This window comes from Chryseobacterium sp. A321 (assembly GCF_054489265.1).
Genome location: NZ_JBTMWZ010000001.1, coordinates 959,380 through 982,257 on the forward strand (window position 1 = coordinate 959,380; position 22,878 = coordinate 982,257).

Annotated in this window: 24 protein-coding genes and 1 tRNA gene; 18 read left to right on the forward strand and 7 right to left on the reverse strand. The window is 40.6% G+C overall.

Going from position 1 to position 22,878, the window contains the following annotated elements; all coding sequences use genetic code 11:
• Positions 1-3: 3 nt before the first annotated feature.
• The 4 genes from ACX3PZ_RS04595 to ACX3PZ_RS04610 all read right to left on the reverse strand — a co-directional run bounded on the left by ACX3PZ_RS04595 (position 4) and on the right by ACX3PZ_RS04610 (position 6,839).
• Entirely contained in the window at positions 4-1,548 is a 1,545-nt protein-coding gene (locus tag ACX3PZ_RS04595) for a DUF6850 family outer membrane beta-barrel protein (RefSeq protein WP_459112001.1), read from the reverse strand.
• Between the two features lie 2 nt (positions 1,549-1,550).
• A complete protein-coding gene (locus ACX3PZ_RS04600; RefSeq protein WP_459083376.1) occupies positions 1,551-2,903 on the reverse strand; it encodes a DUF4876 domain-containing protein in 1,353 nt (450 codons plus the stop codon).
• A 19-nt stretch (positions 2,904-2,922) separates the two neighbouring features.
• Positions 2,923-5,661 carry a TonB-dependent receptor plug domain-containing protein gene (locus ACX3PZ_RS04605; protein WP_459112002.1) on the reverse strand — a complete coding sequence of 913 codons (2,739 nt, stop codon included), beginning with the start codon at positions 5,659-5,661 and terminating at the stop codon, positions 2,923-2,925.
• 203 nt (positions 5,662-5,864) lie between these two features.
• A complete protein-coding gene (locus tag ACX3PZ_RS04610; RefSeq protein WP_459083378.1) occupies positions 5,865-6,839 on the reverse strand; it encodes an SDR family NAD(P)-dependent oxidoreductase in 975 nt (324 codons plus the stop codon).
• 167 nt (positions 6,840-7,006) lie between these two features.
• Between ACX3PZ_RS04610 and ACX3PZ_RS04615 the strand changes: the two genes are divergently transcribed.
• The 13 genes from ACX3PZ_RS04615 to ACX3PZ_RS04675 all read left to right on the forward strand — a co-directional run bounded on the left by ACX3PZ_RS04615 (position 7,007) and on the right by ACX3PZ_RS04675 (position 17,423).
• On the forward strand, positions 7,007-8,233 hold the full coding sequence (locus ACX3PZ_RS04615) for an NAD(P)/FAD-dependent oxidoreductase (protein WP_459083379.1): 1,227 nt from the start codon (positions 7,007-7,009) through the stop codon (positions 8,231-8,233).
• A 17-nt stretch (positions 8,234-8,250) separates the two neighbouring features.
• Positions 8,251-9,243, forward strand: coding sequence for a catalase family protein (locus tag ACX3PZ_RS04620; RefSeq protein ID WP_459083380.1), 993 nt, complete (start codon positions 8,251-8,253; stop codon positions 9,241-9,243).
• Complete coding sequence (locus ACX3PZ_RS04625) at positions 9,236-9,505, forward strand: SemiSWEET transporter (RefSeq protein ID WP_459083381.1); 270 nt, start codon at positions 9,236-9,238, stop codon at positions 9,503-9,505. The genes ACX3PZ_RS04620 and ACX3PZ_RS04625 overlap by 8 nt, the downstream gene beginning before the upstream one ends.
• Before the next feature lie 94 nt (positions 9,506-9,599).
• Positions 9,600-9,854 (forward strand): hypothetical protein, encoded by a 255-nt coding sequence (locus ACX3PZ_RS04630; RefSeq protein ID WP_459083382.1) that lies wholly within the window; start codon positions 9,600-9,602, stop codon positions 9,852-9,854.
• The gene (locus ACX3PZ_RS04635; RefSeq protein WP_459083383.1) at positions 9,845-10,399 is read left to right on the forward strand and encodes a hypothetical protein; all 555 of its coding nucleotides are present in this window, start codon (positions 9,845-9,847) and stop codon (positions 10,397-10,399) included. Before ACX3PZ_RS04630 ends, ACX3PZ_RS04635 begins: the two co-directional genes overlap by 10 nt.
• 461 nt (positions 10,400-10,860) lie before the next feature.
• Positions 10,861-12,195: a phage integrase SAM-like domain-containing protein gene (locus ACX3PZ_RS04640; RefSeq protein WP_459112003.1), complete on the forward strand. Its 1,335-nt coding sequence runs from the start codon at positions 10,861-10,863 to the stop codon at positions 12,193-12,195.
• Positions 12,196-12,220: 25 nt separating this feature from the next.
• Positions 12,221-13,057, forward strand: coding sequence for a hypothetical protein (locus ACX3PZ_RS04645; RefSeq protein WP_459112004.1), 837 nt, complete (start codon positions 12,221-12,223; stop codon positions 13,055-13,057).
• A 94-nt stretch (positions 13,058-13,151) separates the two neighbouring features.
• Positions 13,152-13,430 carry a helix-turn-helix domain-containing protein gene (locus ACX3PZ_RS04650; protein WP_459112005.1) on the forward strand — a complete coding sequence of 93 codons (279 nt, stop codon included), beginning with the start codon at positions 13,152-13,154 and terminating at the stop codon, positions 13,428-13,430.
• Between the two features lie 504 nt (positions 13,431-13,934).
• The gene (locus ACX3PZ_RS04655; protein WP_459112006.1) at positions 13,935-15,062 is read left to right on the forward strand and encodes an AAA family ATPase; all 1,128 of its coding nucleotides are present in this window, start codon (positions 13,935-13,937) and stop codon (positions 15,060-15,062) included.
• A 199-nt stretch (positions 15,063-15,261) separates the two neighbouring features.
• On the forward strand, positions 15,262-15,786 hold the full coding sequence (locus ACX3PZ_RS04660) for a hypothetical protein (protein ID WP_459112007.1): 525 nt from the start codon (positions 15,262-15,264) through the stop codon (positions 15,784-15,786).
• Positions 15,783-16,016 (forward strand): hypothetical protein, encoded by a 234-nt coding sequence (locus ACX3PZ_RS04665; RefSeq protein ID WP_459112008.1) that lies wholly within the window; start codon positions 15,783-15,785, stop codon positions 16,014-16,016. Before ACX3PZ_RS04660 ends, ACX3PZ_RS04665 begins: the two co-directional genes overlap by 4 nt.
• 55 nt (positions 16,017-16,071) lie before the next feature.
• The gene (locus ACX3PZ_RS04670; protein WP_459112009.1) at positions 16,072-16,803 is read left to right on the forward strand and encodes a hypothetical protein; all 732 of its coding nucleotides are present in this window, start codon (positions 16,072-16,074) and stop codon (positions 16,801-16,803) included.
• A 20-nt stretch (positions 16,804-16,823) separates the two neighbouring features.
• Positions 16,824-17,423, forward strand: a complete 600-nt coding sequence (locus ACX3PZ_RS04675) for a hypothetical protein (RefSeq protein WP_459112010.1) — start codon at positions 16,824-16,826, stop codon at positions 17,421-17,423.
• Positions 17,424-17,443: 20 nt separating this feature from the next.
• Here the strand turns inward: ACX3PZ_RS04675 and ACX3PZ_RS04680 are convergent, their stop codons facing one another.
• Both ACX3PZ_RS04680 and ACX3PZ_RS04685 read right to left on the reverse strand, forming a co-directional pair.
• Positions 17,444-17,923, reverse strand: coding sequence for a hypothetical protein (locus ACX3PZ_RS04680; protein ID WP_459112011.1), 480 nt, complete (start codon positions 17,921-17,923; stop codon positions 17,444-17,446).
• A 189-nt stretch (positions 17,924-18,112) separates the two neighbouring features.
• Positions 18,113-18,183: transfer RNA gene (locus tag ACX3PZ_RS04685), tRNA-Gln, on the reverse strand.
• Between the two features lie 96 nt (positions 18,184-18,279).
• On the opposite strand from ACX3PZ_RS04685, the gene ACX3PZ_RS04690 reads away from it, so the two are divergent.
• The 5 genes from ACX3PZ_RS04690 (at position 18,280) to ACX3PZ_RS04710 (ending at position 21,971) form a co-directional block, all read left to right on the forward strand.
• A complete protein-coding gene (locus tag ACX3PZ_RS04690) occupies positions 18,280-19,332 on the forward strand; it encodes an AMP-binding protein (RefSeq protein WP_459083384.1) in 1,053 nt (350 codons plus the stop codon).
• A 1-nt stretch (position 19,333) separates the two neighbouring features.
• Positions 19,334-19,723, forward strand: coding sequence for an alternative ribosome rescue aminoacyl-tRNA hydrolase ArfB (arfB, locus tag ACX3PZ_RS04695; RefSeq protein WP_459112012.1), 390 nt, complete (start codon positions 19,334-19,336; stop codon positions 19,721-19,723).
• Between the two features lie 314 nt (positions 19,724-20,037).
• Positions 20,038-20,427 carry a GreA/GreB family elongation factor gene (locus ACX3PZ_RS04700; protein ID WP_459112013.1) on the forward strand — a complete coding sequence of 130 codons (390 nt, stop codon included), beginning with the start codon at positions 20,038-20,040 and terminating at the stop codon, positions 20,425-20,427.
• Between the two features lie 161 nt (positions 20,428-20,588).
• Complete coding sequence (locus tag ACX3PZ_RS04705; protein WP_459083387.1) at positions 20,589-21,563, forward strand: deoxyhypusine synthase family protein; 975 nt, start codon at positions 20,589-20,591, stop codon at positions 21,561-21,563.
• A gap of 102 nt (positions 21,564-21,665) precedes the next feature.
• On the forward strand, positions 21,666-21,971 hold the full coding sequence (locus ACX3PZ_RS04710; RefSeq protein ID WP_459112014.1) for an MGMT family protein: 306 nt from the start codon (positions 21,666-21,668) through the stop codon (positions 21,969-21,971).
• A 42-nt stretch (positions 21,972-22,013) separates the two neighbouring features.
• Here the strand turns inward: ACX3PZ_RS04710 and ACX3PZ_RS04715 are convergent, their stop codons facing one another.
• Positions 22,014-22,847, reverse strand: a complete 834-nt coding sequence (locus ACX3PZ_RS04715) for a GLPGLI family protein (protein WP_459112015.1) — start codon at positions 22,845-22,847, stop codon at positions 22,014-22,016.
• Between the last annotated feature and the right edge of the window lie 31 nt (positions 22,848-22,878).

Genomic DNA, 22,878 nt, shown 5'->3' on the forward strand with positions numbered 1-22,878 from the left:
TCTTTAATAATAAATCACAAGTCCAAACTCGGCAGAGCTGTAAGGACGGTTAAAATGGTCCGGAAGTTCACTTGAACTGCCGTTTTTAAATAAGCCCTCAAAATTAGCGAAAATCTTATAATTCGAGTCTTTTTTGAGTTTTCCAAGGAATGCGACTTCTAAAAACCCTCCGGTTTTGCTTAATCCCTCGTAAAGGTGATCCGGCGAAATGACGTTCGTGTAGAAGAACGAATCGGAGGAGGCCGCTGCATAATTTAAGCTGGTCTTTAGCGGGATGTACTGCTGGAGACCCAATTCGAGGCTGAGGGTGGCTTTTGGGTTTTGGTAGATTTCTTTCAGACCGCTAAGTTTCATCGTCCAGCTATCGGCAATCTTGTCGGTCACGCCCAGAAGGTCTCGCGCCCTAAAGAAATGCAGGGCATTTGAAAAACGAAGCCCGTAGTTCAGTCCCTTTTTATTTTGGGTCGTCAGCTGCGTGTTTAAAAAGAATTTATCAGAAGTCAGTCGGTAGTTCTGACCCTTTTCCTCCTTATTGTAATTGTCCCCGGTTTTAATGCTAACGCCAAAGTCGGCTAATAGTTGATGCGCACCAATGTGTGTGAGAAAGGTCCCAAAGGTGGCATGCTCCATAAGCCGGTATTTCATTTTGAGGAGCTGAGGATCGATATACACCTGGCTATTGGCGTCTTTGCCAAAGATCTCCTCCAGAGCATAGCGGTATTCGTAGTTTAAATTGAGCTCAGACTGCAGCGTGTGGTATTGGTAGCCTGCTCCGAACTGGTACTTGTAGGTCTTGTATAAAAAGTCCGAATAGGATTGAAAGTTAACCACGCGACCGTAGCCGTTCGAGAAACGAACGTAGGTGTCGGGATAGGCGGGGGCATTAATGTACTCATTTACGGCCATCACGTCGTTGGTCTCGGTGCTGCGCCCCACGCCGGCAACAAGGGATAATTGGTGCGCGCCCAGCTGATAACCCGCGCGCAGTTTTGCGCCGTAGTCGGCCGTAAGGACCGAGGGTCTGGGATCGGCTTTTCGATACGAACTCTGGGCGTTATAGTATCCTTCAGCGCCCAATCTGAGTGGCCCCTCTTTTAAGGTGGCCCCGCCGCTTAGGGTGTAATTCTGAGTTTCCCAATCGGCTGGCTTGGGAACCAGCAGGTAATTGGGGTTTAAAACCAAATCCGAATCGGTGCGTCTGGAACTGAGGTTATAACCCATGTTTTTTTCCATCCGGTGCTCGTACCCAAACTGGCCAAAGAGTCTTAGTTTTTCACTCGGGTTGTAAATCCCTTTTGCCTCAAACCGGTAGGCCGTAGACTGCTCCGGGGTTTGCACCCGTTTGAGTCCCGCATCTACCACTTCGTGCGAGAGCTTAGTGAGGGTGTAAGTAGCCAAATTTAAATTGGTGACCTGCAAAGGATTTTGCTTAAGCGCACGCTCGTAATTTTGGTGCAGCGCCGTTTGAGCCACATTAAGAGTGTCTTTAAGTTGTGCTGAGAGCACGCTAGTTCCGAGGATAAATCCGGTCAGTAAGAGTCGTTTCATTGTTAATTGGCGAAGCCTTTAGGGGTCGCTTTTTCCAGTTTAATAAAGTCGTTCGAACTGTTATTGGTGTCTTCCAGAATTTTTCTTCCACTCGGTAGGGTGGTTTTGGTTTTGCGGATGACACTTTGGGAATTGTAGGCAGCATCCGTGTTTGTGTGGCCTGCATCCACGGAGGAGGTTAGCATTTTAGGCCTTGGCGAACTCGGGTTGTAATGTTGAAGTTCCACGCCGTCAATAAGAAGGCTGCTTGGTATTTGTTTAAAGTAGCTGGAATTGGAACTTACCGTCGTCACGCTAGGATTGGTGTAAGCGCCAAAGGAAGCAAAGTCCTCGGTTCTAAAGATGGCAAAGCTGTCCCTTCCAAAAGAATCCATTAAAAGATCCTTGTTGTTAGAATAGTATCCCGGAATCCCCCAGTAGGCAATCTGCACGTCGGGAACCGCGGGATTTTGAATGTCGGATTTAAAGACCGCCTCACCGATGCTTTCTCTAAAGTCTCCCAGGTACACCTCAAAGTCGGCGCCGCTTAAATCCACCGTCAGACTTGGGTCGCGCACTTCGATCGGGTCTCCCGTGTTATCTAGTAGGGGCGCTTTATGGTTTACCCCCGTTGCGGCCACTAAGAAGCTTTCTCCGGGCTCAATAGGGTAGCTGATTCCGGTTCCGGGAATCTGAATCACATAGTCCGCGTAGACGTAGTCGGTGTTTGCTTTACTGCCTAGACTCATGCCGAGGGATTTGGACCAATCGTATTGTCCGTTAGGCAGCGTATAGTCCGCGGTCGTGGTGTTGATTTTTCCAAAAAGCTGCGCAATGTAAAGGCCATCGGCGTAGAGCGTCTCGTTGGAATTGTTGTAAATTTCAATAAATTGATCTCGGAACATCGCCCCTTGGGTGGTGTGGGAGCCCGAGTAGTAAATTTGTTTAATCACCAAATTTCCTAACCGCGCCGTTTTTAATGCCACGAGCGTCGAGGTCACATTCACGTTCACCGTCACGTTTTCTTGAACGCCGTTAAAGTGCACCTCAGGCACCTGCGGGTCGTAGCCAAAGCGCTGCGTAAATTGGTCTCTACTCAGTGTGGAGGTGGCCGTTACGGTGTAGTTTCCCGGCAGTATTTGAGTGAAAGCGGCCTGGCCGGTTTCGTTGGCATTCTGCGTATACACGTCCCCCGTCCCTGTATTGGTAAGAACCACTGTAGTGCCTGGTGAGGCCTCCGCATTCAAGTCGGAATCGTAGTGAGTGCTCACGGTGAAATCCACGGGTTGTAAGGCAGTGGCGCCTTTGCCGAAGTCGTCGTCTCGGCAGGAGAGGACGATTAAGAAAGCAAAAAGGCTGTAAAGAAGGTTTTTCATTGGTGAGGCATTTGAAGGATTAAAATTCGTATTCGATTTTCGCGCCGAAGCTTAAGTCAAGGAGCCCGGGCTGAAGTCGTTTCACGTACTGTCCGTTTTCGTAAACGCGTGTGGTTTGTTTTAAATCAAGAAAGTTGTTGCCATAAAAGGAGAGTCTAAAGCCGCTTCTAAATTCTTTGGTGATCTTGAGGTTTAGGTTGTGGTAAACTTTATCGAGTTTATTCTCCACCTGATCTGTATTGCCCGACTTAATGTGCGCGAATTGGTTAGGATCCGAGATCTGCTCGGGGGTCAGAAGGATTTTATCTAAATCGCGATTTAGGTAGGCGTATGGAGTGTTAGGGTTGTAAAAGGCGTTACCGTCTATAAGGTAATGCTGAGAGCGCAGGCTAAAGATCATTCCGGCTTTCGGAATGCGGTAATTTAAGGCGCCCCCTAAGATCAGCTGGTCGTGGGTGGTTTCGTAGGAGCGGTAAAGCCCGTAGATTTCAGTGGACTGCGGGTCTTTGGATCGATAGAACGAATCGGTGTTTGAATTGCTTTTGGTTACCGTATAGGACGCTTGCAAATCAAGGCTGAGTGAGTTTAAAAACAGGCGGTTAATGGAGGAGAGAAGTTCCAGTCCTCGGTCGCTCGAATTTAAATTGTTTGAGGCTTTGTTTTGGATGAAGTAATAATCGCTGTACCCTGAAATTTCGTAAGTGGGGGCGCTTGCCCCGTTATAGAGAAACTCGATGTCAGCCAAATCGCGCCGAGTCGCGTAACGCTCCGTGGTAAACCCGTTGGAAAGTTTATTGTAAAATGCCGTTAGGGCGATGTTTCCAAAAGGGAACTTATAATCCATTCCGATTTCACTACGAATCCCACGTGAGGGTTTTAAATTTTTGTTGTCCGCCTGGTCAATAAAGGTTTGAACGACGCTAAGGTTGTAGTAGCCGGGTAGTCTCACATCGCCAAGCACGACGTCAAATACTCTAGGACCTGTGTAGATCATATTAAGCGAAGGTGATTTGGAAGAAATCCCGAAGGCTCCCCTAAGTTTAAAGTTGTTGTAAATCACATACGTATTGATACGAGGGGCGAGTAAGAAATTTTCATTTTGGTAATCGGCTCTTAGCCCGACCGATAAGTTGAAAAGAACGGAGTCGAATTTGCGGTAGATATTGTCCTCTACGTAGAGTCCCACTTGCGATTCTGCTTTTACATTGTCTCCGAAATTATAGGGTCTAAAAGCAATTCCACCGCCTCCCGTTCCATTTGCGAATTGATTTTGCATGGTTTCTGGAGAGCCCAGTCGTCCCTGACCTTTGTTGTCACTTAATGAAAAATCGATCCCAAGTGACGTATTGTGGTTCCATTTGCCGGTCTGAAATTTCTTTCCAAGATCCAGTGCACTGTATAAGTGGATAGGCTTTCCTTCCACTTCTTTCGTTTGGCGATAGCTCACAGGGGTATAGTATCCTTGATACACACCTTCCTTTGTTGAGGTACCCACGACTTCTCCACCAATGTTGACGAGTTGAGAATCGTGTGAGAACTGATATCCACTGGAGTAACTTGCCCTAAAATTTAAGTTGTCAAAAAAAGAGTCTTCAAAACGCCATTTAAGCGTGTTGGAAAGGCGAAGATCTCGTTTCTTATTCGATGTTATTTTCATCGAAGTATCCTCCTGTTCAAAGTTGGCATCGTCGAGGTTGCTAGAATAAGAAACTGAAAAAGTATTTAGAAGTCGGCGGTTTGTGCTGTTCCACGACCAGATTGCATTGGTGGTAAGTCTTTGGTAAACATTAAACTTGGTTCTGGGATTGGTGTTCGAATCTAAGTAATTTACATTTAGGTTCAAAAATCCAGCTTTTTCACTCAGCTTGAACCCTTTGCTGAGATTGTATTCCTGTGTTCCATCTCGAAACGCCCCGTAGGCTCGAAGCGGAGTTTCTCCTTTTTTTTGAGTGATGGCAATCACCCCAGAGGTAAGATCTCCATACCGAGCGGAGGCGACTCCTTGGATTACCTCAATTTTTTCAATATTGTCCGTGGAGATTTCTCTAAGATCGACTCCATAGTTCGAATTGGAAAAATAGCCATTGCTTCCTCCACCGACTCCAAAACCAATAGAGTTTGGTGAGAAGAGACCAGAGTAAGTCGAGTTGTAGGTCTGCATATTCTCATTGTTCGAGAGGGGAATCCCATCGATCACCACAGAGGTTCCAAACGATTTATTTCCAAAGCCTTCATTGCTGACGGTGGTTGGGGTTACAGTTCGAAAGGCTATGGGTTTAAACTCGTTCAGATTTAAGTTCATGAGTTTTTGACCGGGAAGCTGTTCTAGAACTTCGTTTACAGAAAAGGCTTGTATATTCTTTAAAGCTTCCTCCCGAATCTCAATTTCAGAGTATTGTTTTTTCTTTTGCGATAGGGTCACCTCTGCAATTCGGGCCGAGAGACGATCCATTTCAATTGCGACCTTTCTACTGGGAATTTGTGAATACGTCTTTTGAATAGAAATTAAATTGCTTCGATTAAAGACAAGCGTTTCGCCAGGTTGATACTTTATACGAAACAGTCCATGGCGATCGGTGAGAGTCCAAGTCTGCGTGTTTTCAATTTGAATTCGAACGTTGGTGAGGGGAACCCGGTTTTCCTTGTCCAAAACTACTCCTTCAAGTAGTTGTGCAAAGCCAAGACTTGGAATCAAAACAAAAAGTAAGGATACCCATTTGAAAAGAGAAGGACGAAAAGGCGGAACTTTTGACTGCATAGATTGGTAGATCGTGCTGCAAAAGTATTAATTATTTTTAATAAGTCTAAATAAATGCTACCTAATTTACTTTTATGAAAAAGAGGGCGCGAGTGAAACCAAGGGTGTCCACCGATCAGGGGCTAGGAAAATACGGTCTCCCTGTTCTATTTGGCACTTTTCTACTTGTGATGAATCTTGAAAGGATTTTTAAGAGTTCTGAGTTATTTGCCTCTCGAAAATGCAAATACGGCATAAGCTAGCGAAAGCAAGCCTCCGGCTAGAAGAATTTTTTTGGTTTTTTTAGATGGGGGAGGTAGCATCGTTTCCCCGTAAATTCTATGGGGAGCACGGGAAGGAACAAAAAGATTCCCATTGGTTTGGGCGCCGTCTTTGTCCATTAGTTTTCTAAGAACCCACGAGCCGGATTTCATCATGGTTTTTGGAAACAGGCTGTAGGCGGATTGTAAAAATAAAGAGGACCAATCGGTTGTTGCCGCTCTTTTTGGATACTTCGCGAGCGTAACCATTTGGTTGGCGAGCACTCTAGGGTCAAAAGAGAAGGGTGGTACTTTCATATCAAACCCTGAATACTTTGCACTGTGCATATTTCCTGTTGAGCGCTGCATCCCTGGGTAAAGTGATACCAAGTGTATGTTGGGATAATCGGATACTTCTGATTCGAGCGCCTCCATCATACCTCTGAGTCCAAATTTGGATGCACTGTAGGCGGTCGCGTAGGGAATAGGCATATGGCCTGAAACCGAGATATTGGTTATCAGTACACCCTCGTTTTGAGCTTTAAAGATTGGAAGGAGAGCTTTGGCGCTATGGAGCGCAGACAAGAGATTTGTTTTAATAATTTGATCCAATGCCTCTGACGGCATGTCTTCCAAATGGCCCGTGGCCATCACGCCCGCATTGTTGATCCAAATGTCAATTCGGGCATTAAATTGAAGCGCTTTTTGAATTAAATTTTCTATCTGATCCCTTTGTGTTAGATCGGTGGGAACGCTTATCGCGCTCGCGCCCAAATCTCGCATGAGTTGCAGGGTTTCGTTTAGGGCGCTTTCTCCTCTAGCCGCAAGAACAATTCGAGCGCCTTGGAGTGCAAAAGCTTCTGCGGCAGCTCTCCCAATTCCGCTGGAAGCGCCTGTAATCACGACTGTTTTTCCTTTCAATGAATCGAATGCTTGCATGGGTTTATTGCTTTAGAGTTCACGTAGTAAGAATGACAAAATCATTCCACTACTTCTACTTTGAAAGAAAAATTCCGGTCATGTAAAACATTAAGCAAATTGTGTAAGTTCTTACACCGGGGAATAAATACCTTCGATAGTTGAATTATTTACGTAAGTGTAACTCTATGGATCTCAAATCAAATGAACCTTTTTGGCTAGTAAAAAATGGACTGGTTTCTTCTTATCCTTCTCTTAAAAAATCGATTGCTTGCGATGTACTCATCGTAGGTGGAGGCATTACGGGAAGTTTGCTTGCTCATCAAATGATAAAAGACGGCTATTCCACTGTTCTTATTGATAAGCGTGAAGTCGTGCATGGCAGTTCTTCTGCTACCACCTCTCTTCTACAGTACGAGATCGATTTCCCTCTGTGCGAACTCATTGAAAAAATTGGAAAAAAGGGAGCTGAAGCTAGTTACAAGGCCTGCGCGCAAGCGATTGATACACTAGAGGAAATTACCAAGGAGATTAATTCCAAAGCTGGGTTTACAAAGAAAAACTCGCTTTATTACGCCGCGCTTAAAAAGCAGGAGGTCGGACTTAAGAGAGAATTTGAGTCCCGGAAAGAAGCAGGGTTCAATGTAAGATGGCTAGAAAAAGAAGAGATTCAAAAACGCTATGGCTTTGAAAAAGCTTACGGCGGAATTCTTAGCTCCCAAGGGGCTAGCGTGGATGCCTATCGGCTTGCCCATGAGCTTCTAAGGTACAATTCTTTAAGAGGGTTAAAGGTCTTTGATCGGACCGAACTGAAAGAGGTTAAAGATTGTAAAAACCATGTGATTGCCAAATGTGGAGACGGAAATGAAATTAACGCAAACCGTATCTTATATTGCACTGGCTATGAAACACAGAGCTTTATAGAAGAAAAATTTGTGGACCTAAAGAGTACTTATGCGATGGTATCGGAAGTGAATGTACAACCTATAAAACCTTTAAGCACTACCTTATTTTGGAACACTTCAGATCCCTATTTGTATTTTCGAACTACGGATGACGGAAGGCTCCTCGTAGGGGGAGCAGACGAAGAGTTCCAAGACGCAAAGAAGAGAGATGCCCAACTCAATTCGAAGGAAATGGCCTTAAAAAGTGAATTCCGAAAACTATGGCCCACGTATGAGTTTTACACGGATTTTGTCTGGGCGGGTACTTTTGGAGAAACAACAGACGGCCTACCGTACATTGGCACTCATCCTAGGTTTCCACATTCCTATTTTGTTCTCGGTTTCGGAGGAAACGGAATCACGTTCTCGGTCATAGGAATGGAAATGGCTTCGCTTTTCTTGAAGAAAAGAACACATCCGCTTACCCCGTATTTCAAGTTTGGTCGCGCCACCACCGAGCAAGAACGTTAACGATAAACCTAGGCCCTATGAAAGAAAAACTTCCTTACTCTCAGACCTACAGTCAGTTATCCGCTGCAGAAATTTCCCTTTTGCAACAGGCTTTAAAGGCCGTGAAAAATTTTGTTCGCCATTCGAAAGTTGAAAACCCTAAGGGCTACGCCACTCGGGGTGCCCATGCCACCACCTACAGTTTTTTAGAAGGAACGTTCCTCCCTAATGAGGCGGGGAATGAGCTCTTTAATCTTGAGTCTTACCACGCCCTTGTGCGCCTCTCGCATCCGCACTTGAAAATAGTGAGTCCGCGTCGGGGTCTTCCGCTCTTTGGAGTGTCGCTTCGTCTGTCGGATCACAGCCGAAGCGTACTAAATCTTCCGTTGGTGAATTTTCCGTTATTTCCCATGGTCAGCGTGAAAAGGTTTTTAAATCTCTTTATTCATATAAATACCTTTTTTACAGGGGGACTTTTTTCTAAAGTCAAGAGCAGTTTACTTATTTTGGGCGCTTTGCCCCATGTTCTTAAGAGCAGTCTGAACGTTTCGTTTATGGAGCAAGTGTTTAAACTGTATCGAACCAAAGAGCGCTTTAGTTTGGACTTTGAATACCATTCGGTCGGAGCCTACCGCTTTGGGGACGCGATGGTCAAGTATAAGCTACAGCCTAAGGGCGAAAAAGGCAAGGCTTTAGAGCGCGTAGACCAGTCTGTGGAAGCTTATATGGCGAATGGCCAGGGCTACAAGGCAGAGCTACTAGTTCAATTTGCTTTCGATACGCAAAGCCAGCCCGTAAATTTTCTAAACCGCATGTGGAAAAATTCTCCATGGGTCTGTATTGGCGAACTAGCATGCTCCGGGGTGTTGAATTCCGGGGATCCGGATTTGGAAAACCTCTCGTTTAATCCCTTTGAAAGCCACGAAGTCCTTAGGCCCGTAGGAAAAATACAGGCGCTACGAGAGGCGAGCTACGAGGTCTCGCACGCCGAGCGCGAAGCGTTAAATCAAAAACCGATATCCCATGGATGAAACCCTTATAGGAACCGTAGCCGGTGTTTTGACCTCGGTGGCCATGCTGCCTCAACTCATTAAAGTGCTTAAAGAGAAGAATGCGCAAGATCTTTCCTTATTGACCCTTGGGGTCTTAATTACGGGGCTCTCACTCTGGGTCTGGTACGGGATATTAAAACAGGAATGGCCCATCATTCTTTCCAATGGATTCGCTGTTCTGGTGAATCTGACCCTACTGGTAAGCGCCTTTGTGTTTAAAAAGAAGCAGGGTGATATTTAAGTTGGGATTGTCTTTTTTTCTTCGCGGATTTGCCCTGGTCTCACCGGCGGAGTTTGGACTATAGACCTGTGGCACGAGGCGGTTTTTGAATTAAATGGGCGCCTTTAAACCTTTGCAGCGCCGTGGTCACGGAGCTAACTTTTTAAAAGACCTCGTCCATAAAGTGGAAACCTACCTAGACGGTACGCTTTACAAGACCGTGAATGAAGAGGCCTTTATTCGAGAGGGCCGCATCGCTGTAATCAAGCTTCCGATTACTGGGTCTGAAGACTTCCATTTAGAAATGAAGATTTATAAAGGGGCGGGTCGTGTTCGAAGCATCGTCCTGGAAGAAATCCAATGGCACTAGAACGAATTTCTGTACCAGTTCAAAACAAGCTGAAACACGATTTATTATTGAAATTATTTATTATCTTTAATGCCCTGTTGCTCAACGGCCCCGATGGGGTGCTAAGAGGATTAAAGCAGGTTTTTACTCTCATGAAGAAAATAAGTTTTCAAAAGCTAGACTCAAAAACGAATCTATTATTCCTTGTTTTTTTAGGAATTTGCGTGCTCGTGGATGCTTTTTCGGTATTGCATAAACTGGATATTGGAAACGTACTGTTTCGAAAATTGTTTCCCATATTCACTTACCTCTCGATTCTGCTTTATTTGCTGAGAGTCTATTTTTTTAAAAATGTATTTCAATGGAATTCGAGCGGATTTGCGGCGAAAATCAACAGTCCTTCAGGGTTAAAAAAGAAATTCGCTCAAATCAAGTCAATTGATTACGGTCCGAGTGCCGTTGTTATTACCGATACAAATGGCAAAGTCGATACCCTCAATTTAGAAAACATTCATCCTGTTAGTAAATCAAAACTTACTGAGGTTTTAAAGTCGAACGTCAACTAAAGAGATGCTTTGCGGCATTGTGAGTTTTGTATGAGGTTTTGCGAAGCAAACGAAAATCTATGCCTAAAAATCAAAATCCGCAGATTTTGTTTTTGATCCGTATTTTTGTCCTTAATTTGACCCTAAACGTGAAACGAAATAAATCATCTGAAACACCTACTAATGAAAAAACCACCTCTAACGCTTAGTTTGAGATGGTTTTTTGTTTCAGGAAGTAACTCCTTTGCAGACCCACAGGGAACATAACGCCTTAATCTGTTTAAATCAGACTGATTTATTATTTTCATTCCAAATAATGTAACACACTGATAAACAGTATAAAAATAACAGGGGTTTACAGGGGTCTACTTAAATAGATTTAAATAAATTAAGAATTGGTTTCCTGAATGTTTCCTAAATGTTTCCTAACTTAAATTATTGTTGTAAATTTGATTTGTTCAAAACCTAACAATATTCTAAAAATGGCAACCGTTAAATTCTTTATTCAGTCTACCAATCCCAACGCAAATATTTTCTGTTACTTTTCTGCAGGACGGGGGCAATTCTACAAACGCAAAACCCGGGAAACCATAAACCCGGATCACTGGAACCCAAAGACGGGTAAACCTAAAAATATTCAGTCTGCAGACAAAGACACCTTAAACCATATTGAGGAGGTGAAAAAAAACCTGATCAATATTGAATCCTTTATTTTGGAACAGTACCGGAAACGCACAGAAACCGAAACAATAAACGGGGACTGGTTAGATGAGATTATTACCGCCCATTATACCGGGGGACGTCGTATTGAGAAACTGGACTATATAGAAAACTATTTAGAACACTATTTGACCGTTATACTACCATTCCGCAAATACAAAGGGCAACCCATATCACACCGCACCCGGCAAAAACATGAAACCATTATTTCAAAATTTCAGGATTTTTTATTGACTGAAAAAACACGGTTAAAAGTTTCCGATTATAATATAGCCGTCGGGAACCGGTTTGTTACATTTTTGAGAGCGCAAAACCTCAACGATAATACAGTAGGAAAATATCTGAAATACACAAAAACCATATTCCGGGACGCAAAAACGGAAAACATAGCCGTAAACAATCAACTGGACGAAATAAAAGGTTTCACCACAGAAACACCAACCCACTATTTAATAGAATCTGAACTTTCAGAAATTCAGGATTTAAAATTGGTAGGTGCAAAACTGGAACTAACACGGGACTGGTTAATTATTGGATGCTACACCGGACAAAGAGCGTCCGACCTTTTCGGAATGACTAAAAAGAAAATCGTAAACCTCAACGGAAAGGAATATATAAACCTATCCCAAAACAAGACTAAAACGCCGGTACTGGTTCCCATACATAGCGAAGTAAAAAAGATACTGGACAAAAGAAACGGAGAGTTTCCGCCCGTGTTTTCTGCAAATGTAGAAAGTAGTAAAACCCTATTCAACAAACACCTGGAAACCGTTTGCAAACTGGCCGGAATTGACCGCCTGGAATATGGCCGAGTTTGGGACGATGAAAAGAAATGTTTTGTTTTTGGAGATTACCCGTTTTATCAATTGGTAAGTTCCCACGTTTGCCGACGTACCTTTGCTACCATGTATTACGGAAAAATACCGACTGTTATTATAATGAGTGTTACAGGCCACAAAACAGAACGGGAGTTTTTAGGCTATATAGGAATAGATAATTCCACGTTATCGGAACAGATGTATACATATTGGGAAGAACTGGATAACGACGCCAAAAACGCCCCTATAGAACCTCAACAAACCCAAACCGCAAACTAATAACAACCGTTCAAACCTTGCAATAATGGAATTACCTTTTTATGATACTTTTCATGATTTTAAAGAATACTATGAGGATAACTTAGTTAACGATCCTGATTTATCACGATTAGAATTACTTAGGGTGTATCAAAAAATCTATACCGATAAAGGAAACGAATTTGCCGTTTTGTTTTCGGAATGTTCCGGGAAACTCTTTCATTTAGCAAATGATTATAATTTTTACATATCCCACATAAACCTGACTAACGAAATGCCCCAAACCTTTATTAGTGGTGCGCACGGTCTTATAGTAAATCAAATTGTAAAAGAGTTACGACATAGAAAGGCAGAAATTACAAAATTAGACTTAGAGTTTATTTCTGATCACTGTAAACAATATCAGAAACTCTGTAAGGATTTGGACGTAGTCAATTGGAATTTAAAGAACATTGATCAGATATTAAATCTGATTGCTGAACAAATTAACTTTGAAAAAATAGCTATAAAATTGGCACCGGGAAAAGAACCCGAAACAATACCGGAAACACCTCAACAATTGCCAAAAGATATTCCCTATACCGGGGATAATACGATTTATACTATAGCATTCTTAGGAGACGATTATAAACTAAAACTATTTCAATATTTAGCCGATAACTTCACAGGGTACGGACGACGGTTTACTGATCTAACTAAATTCAATCAAATATTTTTTTACTTAAATTATTCGGAAAAACTACCAAAGGAACTATATAAAAAATGGGTTATTGATTTCTGCGGGTTTGATTATGGGGATAGGGAAATAAAAGGGAAAACCGAAACCCATCAAACCACCTTATCAAATTTAGAAAAACAGTTTAAGGAATTAAGTAGGAATTAGTAAGGAATTAAATAGGAATAACACAGGAATAATGCGGGAATAACCCGCATTTACTTTTGTATCTGATTAAACGAAACAATTTAAATCTGATACAATGGAAACAATTAATTTCGTCGGCATAACGCCCGACAATTTTCTAAATGAATTAGTAAGTAGAGTTAAGACCGCCTTACTAACCGATTTACAACAGTCTTACAAAGACAATGAGCCAAACCGCTATTATACAGCGGAGCAAATTTGCGAACGGTTCAGCATTACCAAACCCACTATACATGAATACCGAAAACGAAAAATAATTAAGAGTTATCGTTTGGGTTCCCGGGTTTATTACCGTTTGGACGAAATAGAAAACGCAATGATTATTAACGATTAAAATTTATTGCGATGTTCACACCTGATAATTATAAACTGACTTACAGAATAGACACTGTAAAAAAGACGTTCCGGCAATACCATTTACAGACTACAGACCGCCCCGGACTTTTGCCCGACCTGATCCGTACCGAAAAAAACAACGGTTATAATTCCATTACCGGAGCCGAAAACCTTTTGAGAGTACGGAACGCTAACAATTGGACGAAATGCACACTGACAGGATTAAGACCAACTGGAACCCCTAATTTCTACTATTCAGATTTGCCCGTAAACGGTGTTAAATCCTTAATAGTGGTATTTGTACCTGATGACTGGGAAACCGTCGTTTTAAGGGTCTGTAGGCAGTTTTACCCACATACGCCAACGCACCGCCAAAAATTAATATACCAACTAATTAAATCCTTTTAGAGCCAACAAAAAAGGGACTGAAAAAATCAATCCCTTTAGGTGTTCAAACCTAACAACTGGCATAAACCATTTGTATAACACAAAGATAGTAAAAATGATACAACCATTAGAGCTTAATCCGTCAAAATTACCGGGAGATATAGAGACTTTTAATTTAAATGAACTGGAAAAACACAGGATCAGACCAACGGACATTTTACCGCCCCCGGAAATAGCAATAAAGATTTATTACAATGAAGACCCGGAAAAATACGGGATACTGGGAACGCTGGGAAATTTCAGCACGTTTATAGGTAAGGCAAAGGCAAAAAAGACGTTTTTCTTAGGTATTGCCATAGCGTCCGCAATTAGTAATAAAGCCATATTTAGAACGTTTAAAGGCTCCTTACAACCTCATCACAATACTGTTTTATACTTTGATACAGAACAGTCAAAATACCACGTCCATTTAGCGTTAAAACGTATCTGCAGAATGGCAGAAATACCCGATCCGGGAAATTTATTTGTTTACGGTTTACGCCCGGAAGACACCAAAACCCGACTGGCATTTATTGAAAAGAAAATTTATGAAACGGAAAATTTAGGTTTTGTGGTAATTGACGGGATACGGGATTTAGTTTATGATATAAACGACCCTAAAGAGGCGTCCGAAATAGCCGGAAAACTTTTAAAATGGAGTGAAGAAAAAAACATTCATATCGTTACCGTATTGCACCAAAACAAAGGGGACGGAAACGCCCGGGGGCATTTAGGTACTGAACTGGTTAATAAATCGGAAACCGTTTTGGCAGTAGAAAAAAAGGAAAACAGCGAAATATCTGTAGTTAGTCCCGTACAATGCCGGAACCGGGAGCCGGAACCGTTCGCCTTTGAAATTGACGAATACGGTATTCCCTTTAAAGTGAGGGTTCCGCAAAGTGAAGACAAAACGGGTTCCGCCTTTGATGTGACAGCAATTGAAGTTAATATAATATTTGAACTATTGCAGATGGTATTTGATAAAGTGAAAATGGAGCCGTTAAACTATTCTGATCTGCTAAATCAAATTAAGATTTTATCTAAATCATTTTTTGCACTACCTAATCCATTAGGAGATAATCGGATTAAATCTTTGATCACTATTGCACGAAATGAAAATATAATAGAACAGAATCCGGAACACGAAAAGGGAAAATCTAAACCCTATACACTAAATCAAAATTGGGGTTTACTATCGGTTTAGTTTAGGCGTATATATATACGCCCTAAACCGCTAAACCTTAAACCTATAGGCGTTCAGTTTAAAGTTTACAATATCAGTTTAAACCGTAAACCGATGAGGTAACACGATGATAATCACTACTTTGTGAAATAGCGTTAGTTTCTCAAAATTATAAATCTTTCAGTTTAAAAGGGTTTTGTCCCAAATAGAAAATATTAAAATGAGATCAGTAAATTATTTTAGAAATAGGTTTGAATTTGCCGTTAAAAATTCCGGTACGATCAAGGTAAACCAAAATGATATAACCGCCTTAAACGACCTTATCAATTGGGCAAACGGGCAGGGGCAAAATACACAATTAGAAGACAGTCTGTTATTGTTTTGGGTTTTATCCTATTGGAGCGTCGAACTGGAAAACGGCAAACCTCAACTAAATGAGCAACCCAAAGGGTTTTTGGAAATATCTGATCTTAGAACTGTATTTGATAGACTTTGCACCCGGTTAATGCCAAAAGATGAGGTTATAAAAAGAATATTTGAAGACTTACAATTAGGGCAACTGGCAAACGGTATTCCCTTAGAGAAAACAATAAGTTTTGATGAGGTTAAGAACACTTTAGAAAAGGCATTAGACACCGTTAAAAGTGATTTTACGCCCATTAGTCAATTAAAAAGATGTGATAAACTGATTTATAAATATCCCACTGGTTTAACAGAGGGTCAAAGAAAAATGATGGGAATATGAAAAACGAAAAAACCGACGGAATCCGGGAACGGTTCCAAAGTATCTTAATAGATAATTTAGAGCAATTAACAAAGGATTTGCAGACGCTGGAGCCAAAGGATAGAATTAAGGTTTTGTTGGATATTTCCCGGTTTGTTTTGCCTACCTTAAAAAGTATTGAGAGCAAAGAAAGTCTGCAGATAGAGCAACCGTTATTTAAAATTACAGACTTATATCAGTTTAAAGATTAAATACAACGTTCCTTAATAATTTAGGTTTAAGTATATTTGAGTAAACAATAAATATATGTTCGCAGACTTTTATAAAACAGATAAAAATAAATTAGATAAAAAATATTCTCGATATAATCTATCTAAGTGTCCGCATTGTGGAATTGTTCCTGTGGAAGAAAACACCAAAAAATTCAAATGTAATAACTGTAATGAGTTTGTTTTCGTAAAGAAAATTAATTACAAATATTATTTCTTAACAGAATCAGAAAACAAGGAAGTTGCTGAAATGCGAAAGTTTGATGTATTAAAAGAGAAATATTTTAACTTGTTAGTAAATAACGGATATGCGCAAAATCAGTTAGATAGTGATTTTGAAAGAAACAAAATAACTTCGATTGAACAATTAAAGGATTTTATTTGGTCGTCATTTAATAATATGGTTACTGCAAATTCCAATGACTTTACGGCTCAAAGTTTAATATATTTTGCGATGGCTACATATTGCGCAAATGAAAGAGATGGAAACAATGTTTATGATTTTCAAAAACTTGCATTTGATTACCAACTTGAAGGATTTTTGAAGGGATTGAGTACTGATAATTCTTTAACCTACGAAGTGACAATAATTTCTGCCCCTAGGAATCCGGAATGCTACAAAGACCATTCACGTATATTGTCTGTGAATGATGCTGTAACCAAACAGATACTACCACATAAAGTTGAGGGAAACAAACACGGGTGTTGTTGTACTTATGGTTTTAGGGCAAAAAGAGATGGTGATGGCAATTTAATATGGAATGATTAATGATTTTTTAGAAAGTAAATATGGGACGATGGGGAAACTATCCAACAACGGTAAACGATTTACGGAGTTTTGATATTTCGTTTTTACGCAAACACGAATATATAAAAACCGACCAATTTAAAACGGGTTCCATTATTTGGACGTCCGGAAACGGAACAAAAAACAGTATTAGTATTAAAACCGTAATAGGGGACACCAACGGAAGTTTAACTGTAGATTATACGTTCAATAGTACCGAAAAGATAAATTATGAAATTCAACTGATAACACGCCCCTCAAATTTGGGAACGGGTTTATTATGGTATTTCGTTTGTCCCTTTACTGGTAAAGTATGCCGCAAATTACACCTGATAAATGGCTATTTTAAACACCGTTCCGCATTACCCGGATTAATGTATCAAAATCAAATTGAGTCCAAAAAATGGAGGGAATGGAACCGGATATTTGCAAAAGATTTTGACGATAAACTTTATACTGAATTAAACAGTAAATATTTCAAACGGTATTATAATGGTAAGATGACAAAACGTTTCGCCCGAATCAGTAGGAAATTGCAGGATAACGAAAACAGGTTTGATGCTGATGAGTATTTGAAATTATTTAAGTCTTTTAAAAAATAGCCGGGAGCCATTCTCGGCTTTTATTTTGTTTTGCCGAAAAGTTTGTCAATAGTCTTATTTGTAAATGCACCCGTCATCCGTACAACAGTAGTATTTTTATCTAAAAGACCATTGTTGTTATTGAACTCAAAATTAAAATAGTACTGACCAAAAAACTTGTAGAAATTCAGGTACATATTGCCCTCAGGGAATTGTAAAGTTAATTTCTCAACCTTTTTTTCCGCAAAATGTTCCTTTATGATTTTATGTATTCTATCCAACGTATCCGGTTCAATAGAAAACTCAAATTCATATACTGCACTTTGTGAAAACATACTATTACTTCCCAAAGTAGTGGCGTCTAAATATCTAATTTTTGCCTTTGCCCCGTTAGAGTATAATTGAACTGAACTGATGGACTGACCAACTTCTTTCCAATCGGTAGAGCTTTCTGTTATAGTGAACTGACTAAATATAATTCCTGAAATTAATAACGTAAAAAGTAAAATTAATTTTTTCATATCGTTTGTGTATTTGATTTCAATAAAATTACTGTTTATATTTTAACTGGGAGCCGTTCCCGGTTTTTTTTATTACAATATATTGCAGAGAAATAGCCGCCTAAAATGTTAAAAACTAAAAACGTTTCCTAAATGTTTCCTAACCAAAACAAAAACGCCCTGAAAATCAGAGCGTTGTATTTAAATTTGTAGACCCACAGGGATTCGAACCCCAGATGACTGAACCAAAATCAGTAGTGTTACCGCTACACCATGGGTCTGTATATTTAAGTGGTGCAAATTTAAAGAATTTTTACACATTTGCAAAAGTTTTGTTTAAAAAAGTATAATTTTAAGACGTGTAAAACAGGAAGTTCATGAAAATAGATTTTAAGTCATTCGATATTAATCAGTTATTGCCAAAAACAAAGTTTGAGCAAAAGACAATTGCATTTGTGGAAGAGTGGTTTTCGAGCTCAAAAGAGGTGGAAGTTCAGACTTCCGGATCCACTGGGATTCCTAAAGTTCTAAAAGTGAACAAAGATAAGATGCTTAATTCTGCAAAAATGACTTGTGACTTTTTGGATTTGCACCGCGGGGATACGGCTCTTTTGTGTCTTCCGCTTGAATATATTTCTGGAAAGATGATGGTGGTGCGCAGCTTAGAAAGAGGACTAACCCTTACTATTGCAGATCCTTCCCTGCGTCCCCTAGAGAATCTTAAAAAACGAATTGGCTTTTGTGCGATGACACCATTGCAGGTAGAAAATAGTTTGCATGCTATTTCCAAAGTACAAAAATTGATTATTGGGGGTGCCGGCGTATCGGAATCCCTAAAGAAGAAGCTGCATGAGGTTTTATCGTCTGAAAAGAATACCGGAGAAGAAGAATTAACGATTATATACGAAACGTACGGCATGTCGGAGACGCTTTCCCATATTGCTCTTAAGCAGCTGTATCCTGTAGAACAGGACTATTTCACTCTCTTTGACGGAATCGAAGTCAAGCTTGATTCTAGAGGTGCCCTTCTTATTAATGCCCCAAAGGTAAGTGATGAGCTGATTCAAACGAATGATCTTGTAGAATTAATAGCAAAGGATAAGTTTCGGTTTTTAGGAAGAACCGACAATGTGATCAATTCAGGGGGGGCGAAAATTAGGCCGGAGGAGTTGGAGTCCTTGGTTAAAAGACAAGTTCCACGAGAAGTGGTCTTTGTAGGAGTAAAAGATGATGTCCTAGGGGAGAAGTTAGTTCTTGTCGTTGAAGGAGAAGAGTCAAGCGAAATTCGCGCTCAGATTGAGCACACTCCATTTGAAAAGAATTTTCATCGTCCCAAGGCAGTTTTGTTTGCGCAGAAAATTCCACGCACGTCCAATGGGAAGATTAGTCGTCCCTTGTTAAAAAAATGGCTCGAAGAGCAGGTGAAGTAAAATGGATTTAAAGTCAGAATTATCCTATCGAACCCAGCGAAGCAGCGGGGCGGGAGGACAAAATGTAAATAAGGTAGAAACCAGTGTTACCGTTCTTTGGTCGGTAAAGGATACTCTGCTTCTGAGTGATGAACAGATCGAGAGAGTTCTTGATAAATTGCGCACTCGCATTAATTCTGCGGGCGTACTCAGCGTCACTGTGAGCGAAGAGAGGTCTCAACTTCGAAATAAAGATATTGCCACTCGACGAATCAACGAACTGGTGGCGCAGGCCCTTGTCGTGCCCAAAAAAAGGCTTAAAAGTAAACCTTCAAAATCTCAAATAGCCAAGCGCCTCGATCAAAAATCCAAATTATCAAAAAAGAAACAAGATAGAAGGTACCGGTTTTAACTAGTGCATTTCTTATTTGTCTGCACGTTTTATAATCCGTACCTTTGTGTACTATTCAAACTACTGTAAATAAGATGGTTGCGATTGCTCAGGTTGCCGGTTTAAAGTTTTGTGCAGGGATTCTCTTTGCATTGTCTTATCTTTTTACAGATTCTTTTCTAAAAAATTCTAAGGATTTCATGGACTAATCCCTGTCAGATCTGGGGCAGGGCCACTTTTCAAGTTTATCACTTTAAGCACCGTTCGATTTTTTAAAAAACGAACGTGTCAGATTGGTGCGAATCTTAGTCAACAATTTTAGAAATTAAAAAAGAATGGAAAATCAAATACAATTAACCACAGGTATATACGATGCAATTAAAGAGCATTTAAGAAGGAGACGAGTTACGCAAGAAGAAGAAAATAGACTGATGACTGAGCTAAGACACGCAAAGCAAGTTCTAAGGCGTGATCTTCCTGAAGATGTGGTGACTGTAAATAAAGTAGTCACGATTAAGGACCACACAGAAAATAGAGAAAACGACTACATTCTAGTGTCTTCTGATAAAGCCAAACCTAAAAAGAACAAGCATTCTATTCTCTCAGATATTGCGCTTGCAGCCGTAGGGTATAAAGTGGGCGATGTAATCGAGTGGCCTTTTAGAGAGGGAAATCGAAAGATTGAAATTCTAAAAGTGGAAAACTGGGTGGAGACCTTTCACTAAAAAACAATTCACTAGACTAAAATAATGGCGCAATTTTTTGCGTCATTATTTTATTCAAAAGGTCCTTAGGGTTTCGTTTTCACCCGATCTGCAGTTTTATGTTAACAAACGGCATAGGGTTATATTAGGCAAAATCTTATCTTTGCCAAAACATTACAATAATGAGTAAACCCATTACAGAATTTCTTGAGAAATACTACCTCCATTTTAACTCTGCAGCCCTTGTGGATGCCTCCAAAGGGTATGTAGCACACCTTAAAGACGGCGGTAAAATGATGATTACCCTTGCAGGTGCAATGTCTACGGCAGAAATTGGTAAAATTCTGGCTGAAATGATTCGCCAGGACAAAGTACAAATCATTTCTTGTACAGGTGCAAACCTAGAGGAAGATTTAATGAACCTTGTCGCTCATTCCCATTATAAAAGAGTTCCTAACTACAGAGATCTTACCCCTCAAGAGGAATGGGACTTACTAGAAAAGGGATTAAACCGTGTGACCGATACTTGTATTCCTGAGGAAGAAGCATTTAGAAGGCTTCAAAAACATATTGTTGACATTTGGAAGGATGCTCAAGCTAAAGGGGAAAGATACTTCCCTCATGAGTACATGTACAAAATGCTTCTATCTGGCGTTTTGGAACAATACTATGAAATTCCGAAAGAAAACTCGTGGATGCTTGCCGCAGCAGAGAAAAATCTACCCATAGTAGTTCCTGGGTGGGAAGACTCCACTATGGGAAATATTTTCAGTAGCTATTGTATCAAAGGAGAACTCAATGCCTCCACGATGAAATCGGGTATTGAATACATGATGTTCCTTGCCGATTGGTATCCTAAGAATTCAGGTGGAAAAGGGATTGGTTTCTTTCAAGTAGGAGGAGGGATCGCTGGGGATTTCCCTATTTGTGTAGTTCCGATGCTTTACCAAGATTTAGAAATGACCGATACTCCATTCTGGTCTTATTTCTGTCAAATCTCAGACTCAACTACTTCTTACGGTTCTTACTCAGGAGCGGTTCCAAACGAGAAGATTACGTGGGGGAAATTAGACATTCATACGCCTAAATACATTGTGGAAAGTGATGCGACTATCTGTGCGCCACTTATGTTCCAATACATTTTAGAGAATTCCTAGATTTAGGGAAATAATAAAAAGTATAACCAGTTCGATAAATTCGAACTGGTTTTTTTATCGGTAGACCCCTTGTGCTTGCCTCACTTTTACTAACTTTGGGAAATGGATCCACTGTTTAAGTCTCAAGTCTACGAGGTAATTGAACTCATCCCTAAGGGACGAGTCACTTCCTACGGTGCTATTGCTCGGACAGTGGGGTATCCAAACCATGCGCGCCATGTGGGAAACGCCCTCCGGGATTATCCCTCTAATTTTCCAGCACATAGAGTTTGTAACAGCAGCGGTCACATCACGGCGAGCTGTCTCGATCGTTTTACGAAAGCATTAGAAAAAGAAGGCGTCAAAGTCTATGGAACCAAGATCGTGGAGTTTAAAACTCGTTTCTGGGATCCACTTGAGAACCTCTGATTTTTTTCGGGTACTTTTTGAAATAGACTTTTTGCCCCCTGCTTATTTTTTAGGATAGTGAATGGCTTTGTCTAATTCGATCGGGTTGTTTTCCCTTCGAATATTCTGCTGCGCATCCTTTTCATGTTTCTTTAATTGGTCTTTTGCAGTGATCTGAGTACCGCGGTAAAAGAATTTGGTGTTGGGCTCTTCATCGAACTGGAGTCTAAAATCTTTTAGCGGATCTTCATAGTACTCAAGTTTCTTTTGCGTAAGGATCCTCTCGCTGATTTCAATAGGTTTGCCACCCCCGTAATTTTCGATAATGCCGCTTGTGTCAAAGGTCTTTTTTAGAGTTAAATATTCAACCATCGAAAAGGCAAATGAGTTCTGGGTATCGTGAATTTCAAAGACGAGCCCCGGAAGTCCTCTGAACTTGTAAGGTCCTTCGCTGTAAGGAATTTCTTGAGCAAACCAAGCAATCCAAGACCGACCTCCAAAGTCTGTCGTTGCTTTTTGTAAGGTATAGGAACCTACTTTTTTCGTTTCTTCTTTGAGAGTCCATTGGATAGGATCGCTTGTCGTGTACACAAAGACATTGTTCGTGTTCTCATAATTTTTATTTTCGAAAGAGTTACGTTTTCTAGTAACAATGTTCTGATAGCCCCAGACTTGGTATCCGTTATTTTGATTGGCCTTGTTAATGGAATCCATTTCAAGAAAATCGTGTTCGTAAAATTTCACGGAATCCGGATTGATGTCTAGTACCATTTGAGTGGAGATAAGCTCCGTGCTCGTAGAATCCAATTTGAATTTCAGGTCGTAAATAAAGCGATGCGTTTGTGCAGAGATTACGGACGCTATAAAGAGAAGGCCAAGGAACAGTGATTTTTTCATAGTCTCAAAATAAACTAAATCGGTTGGTATA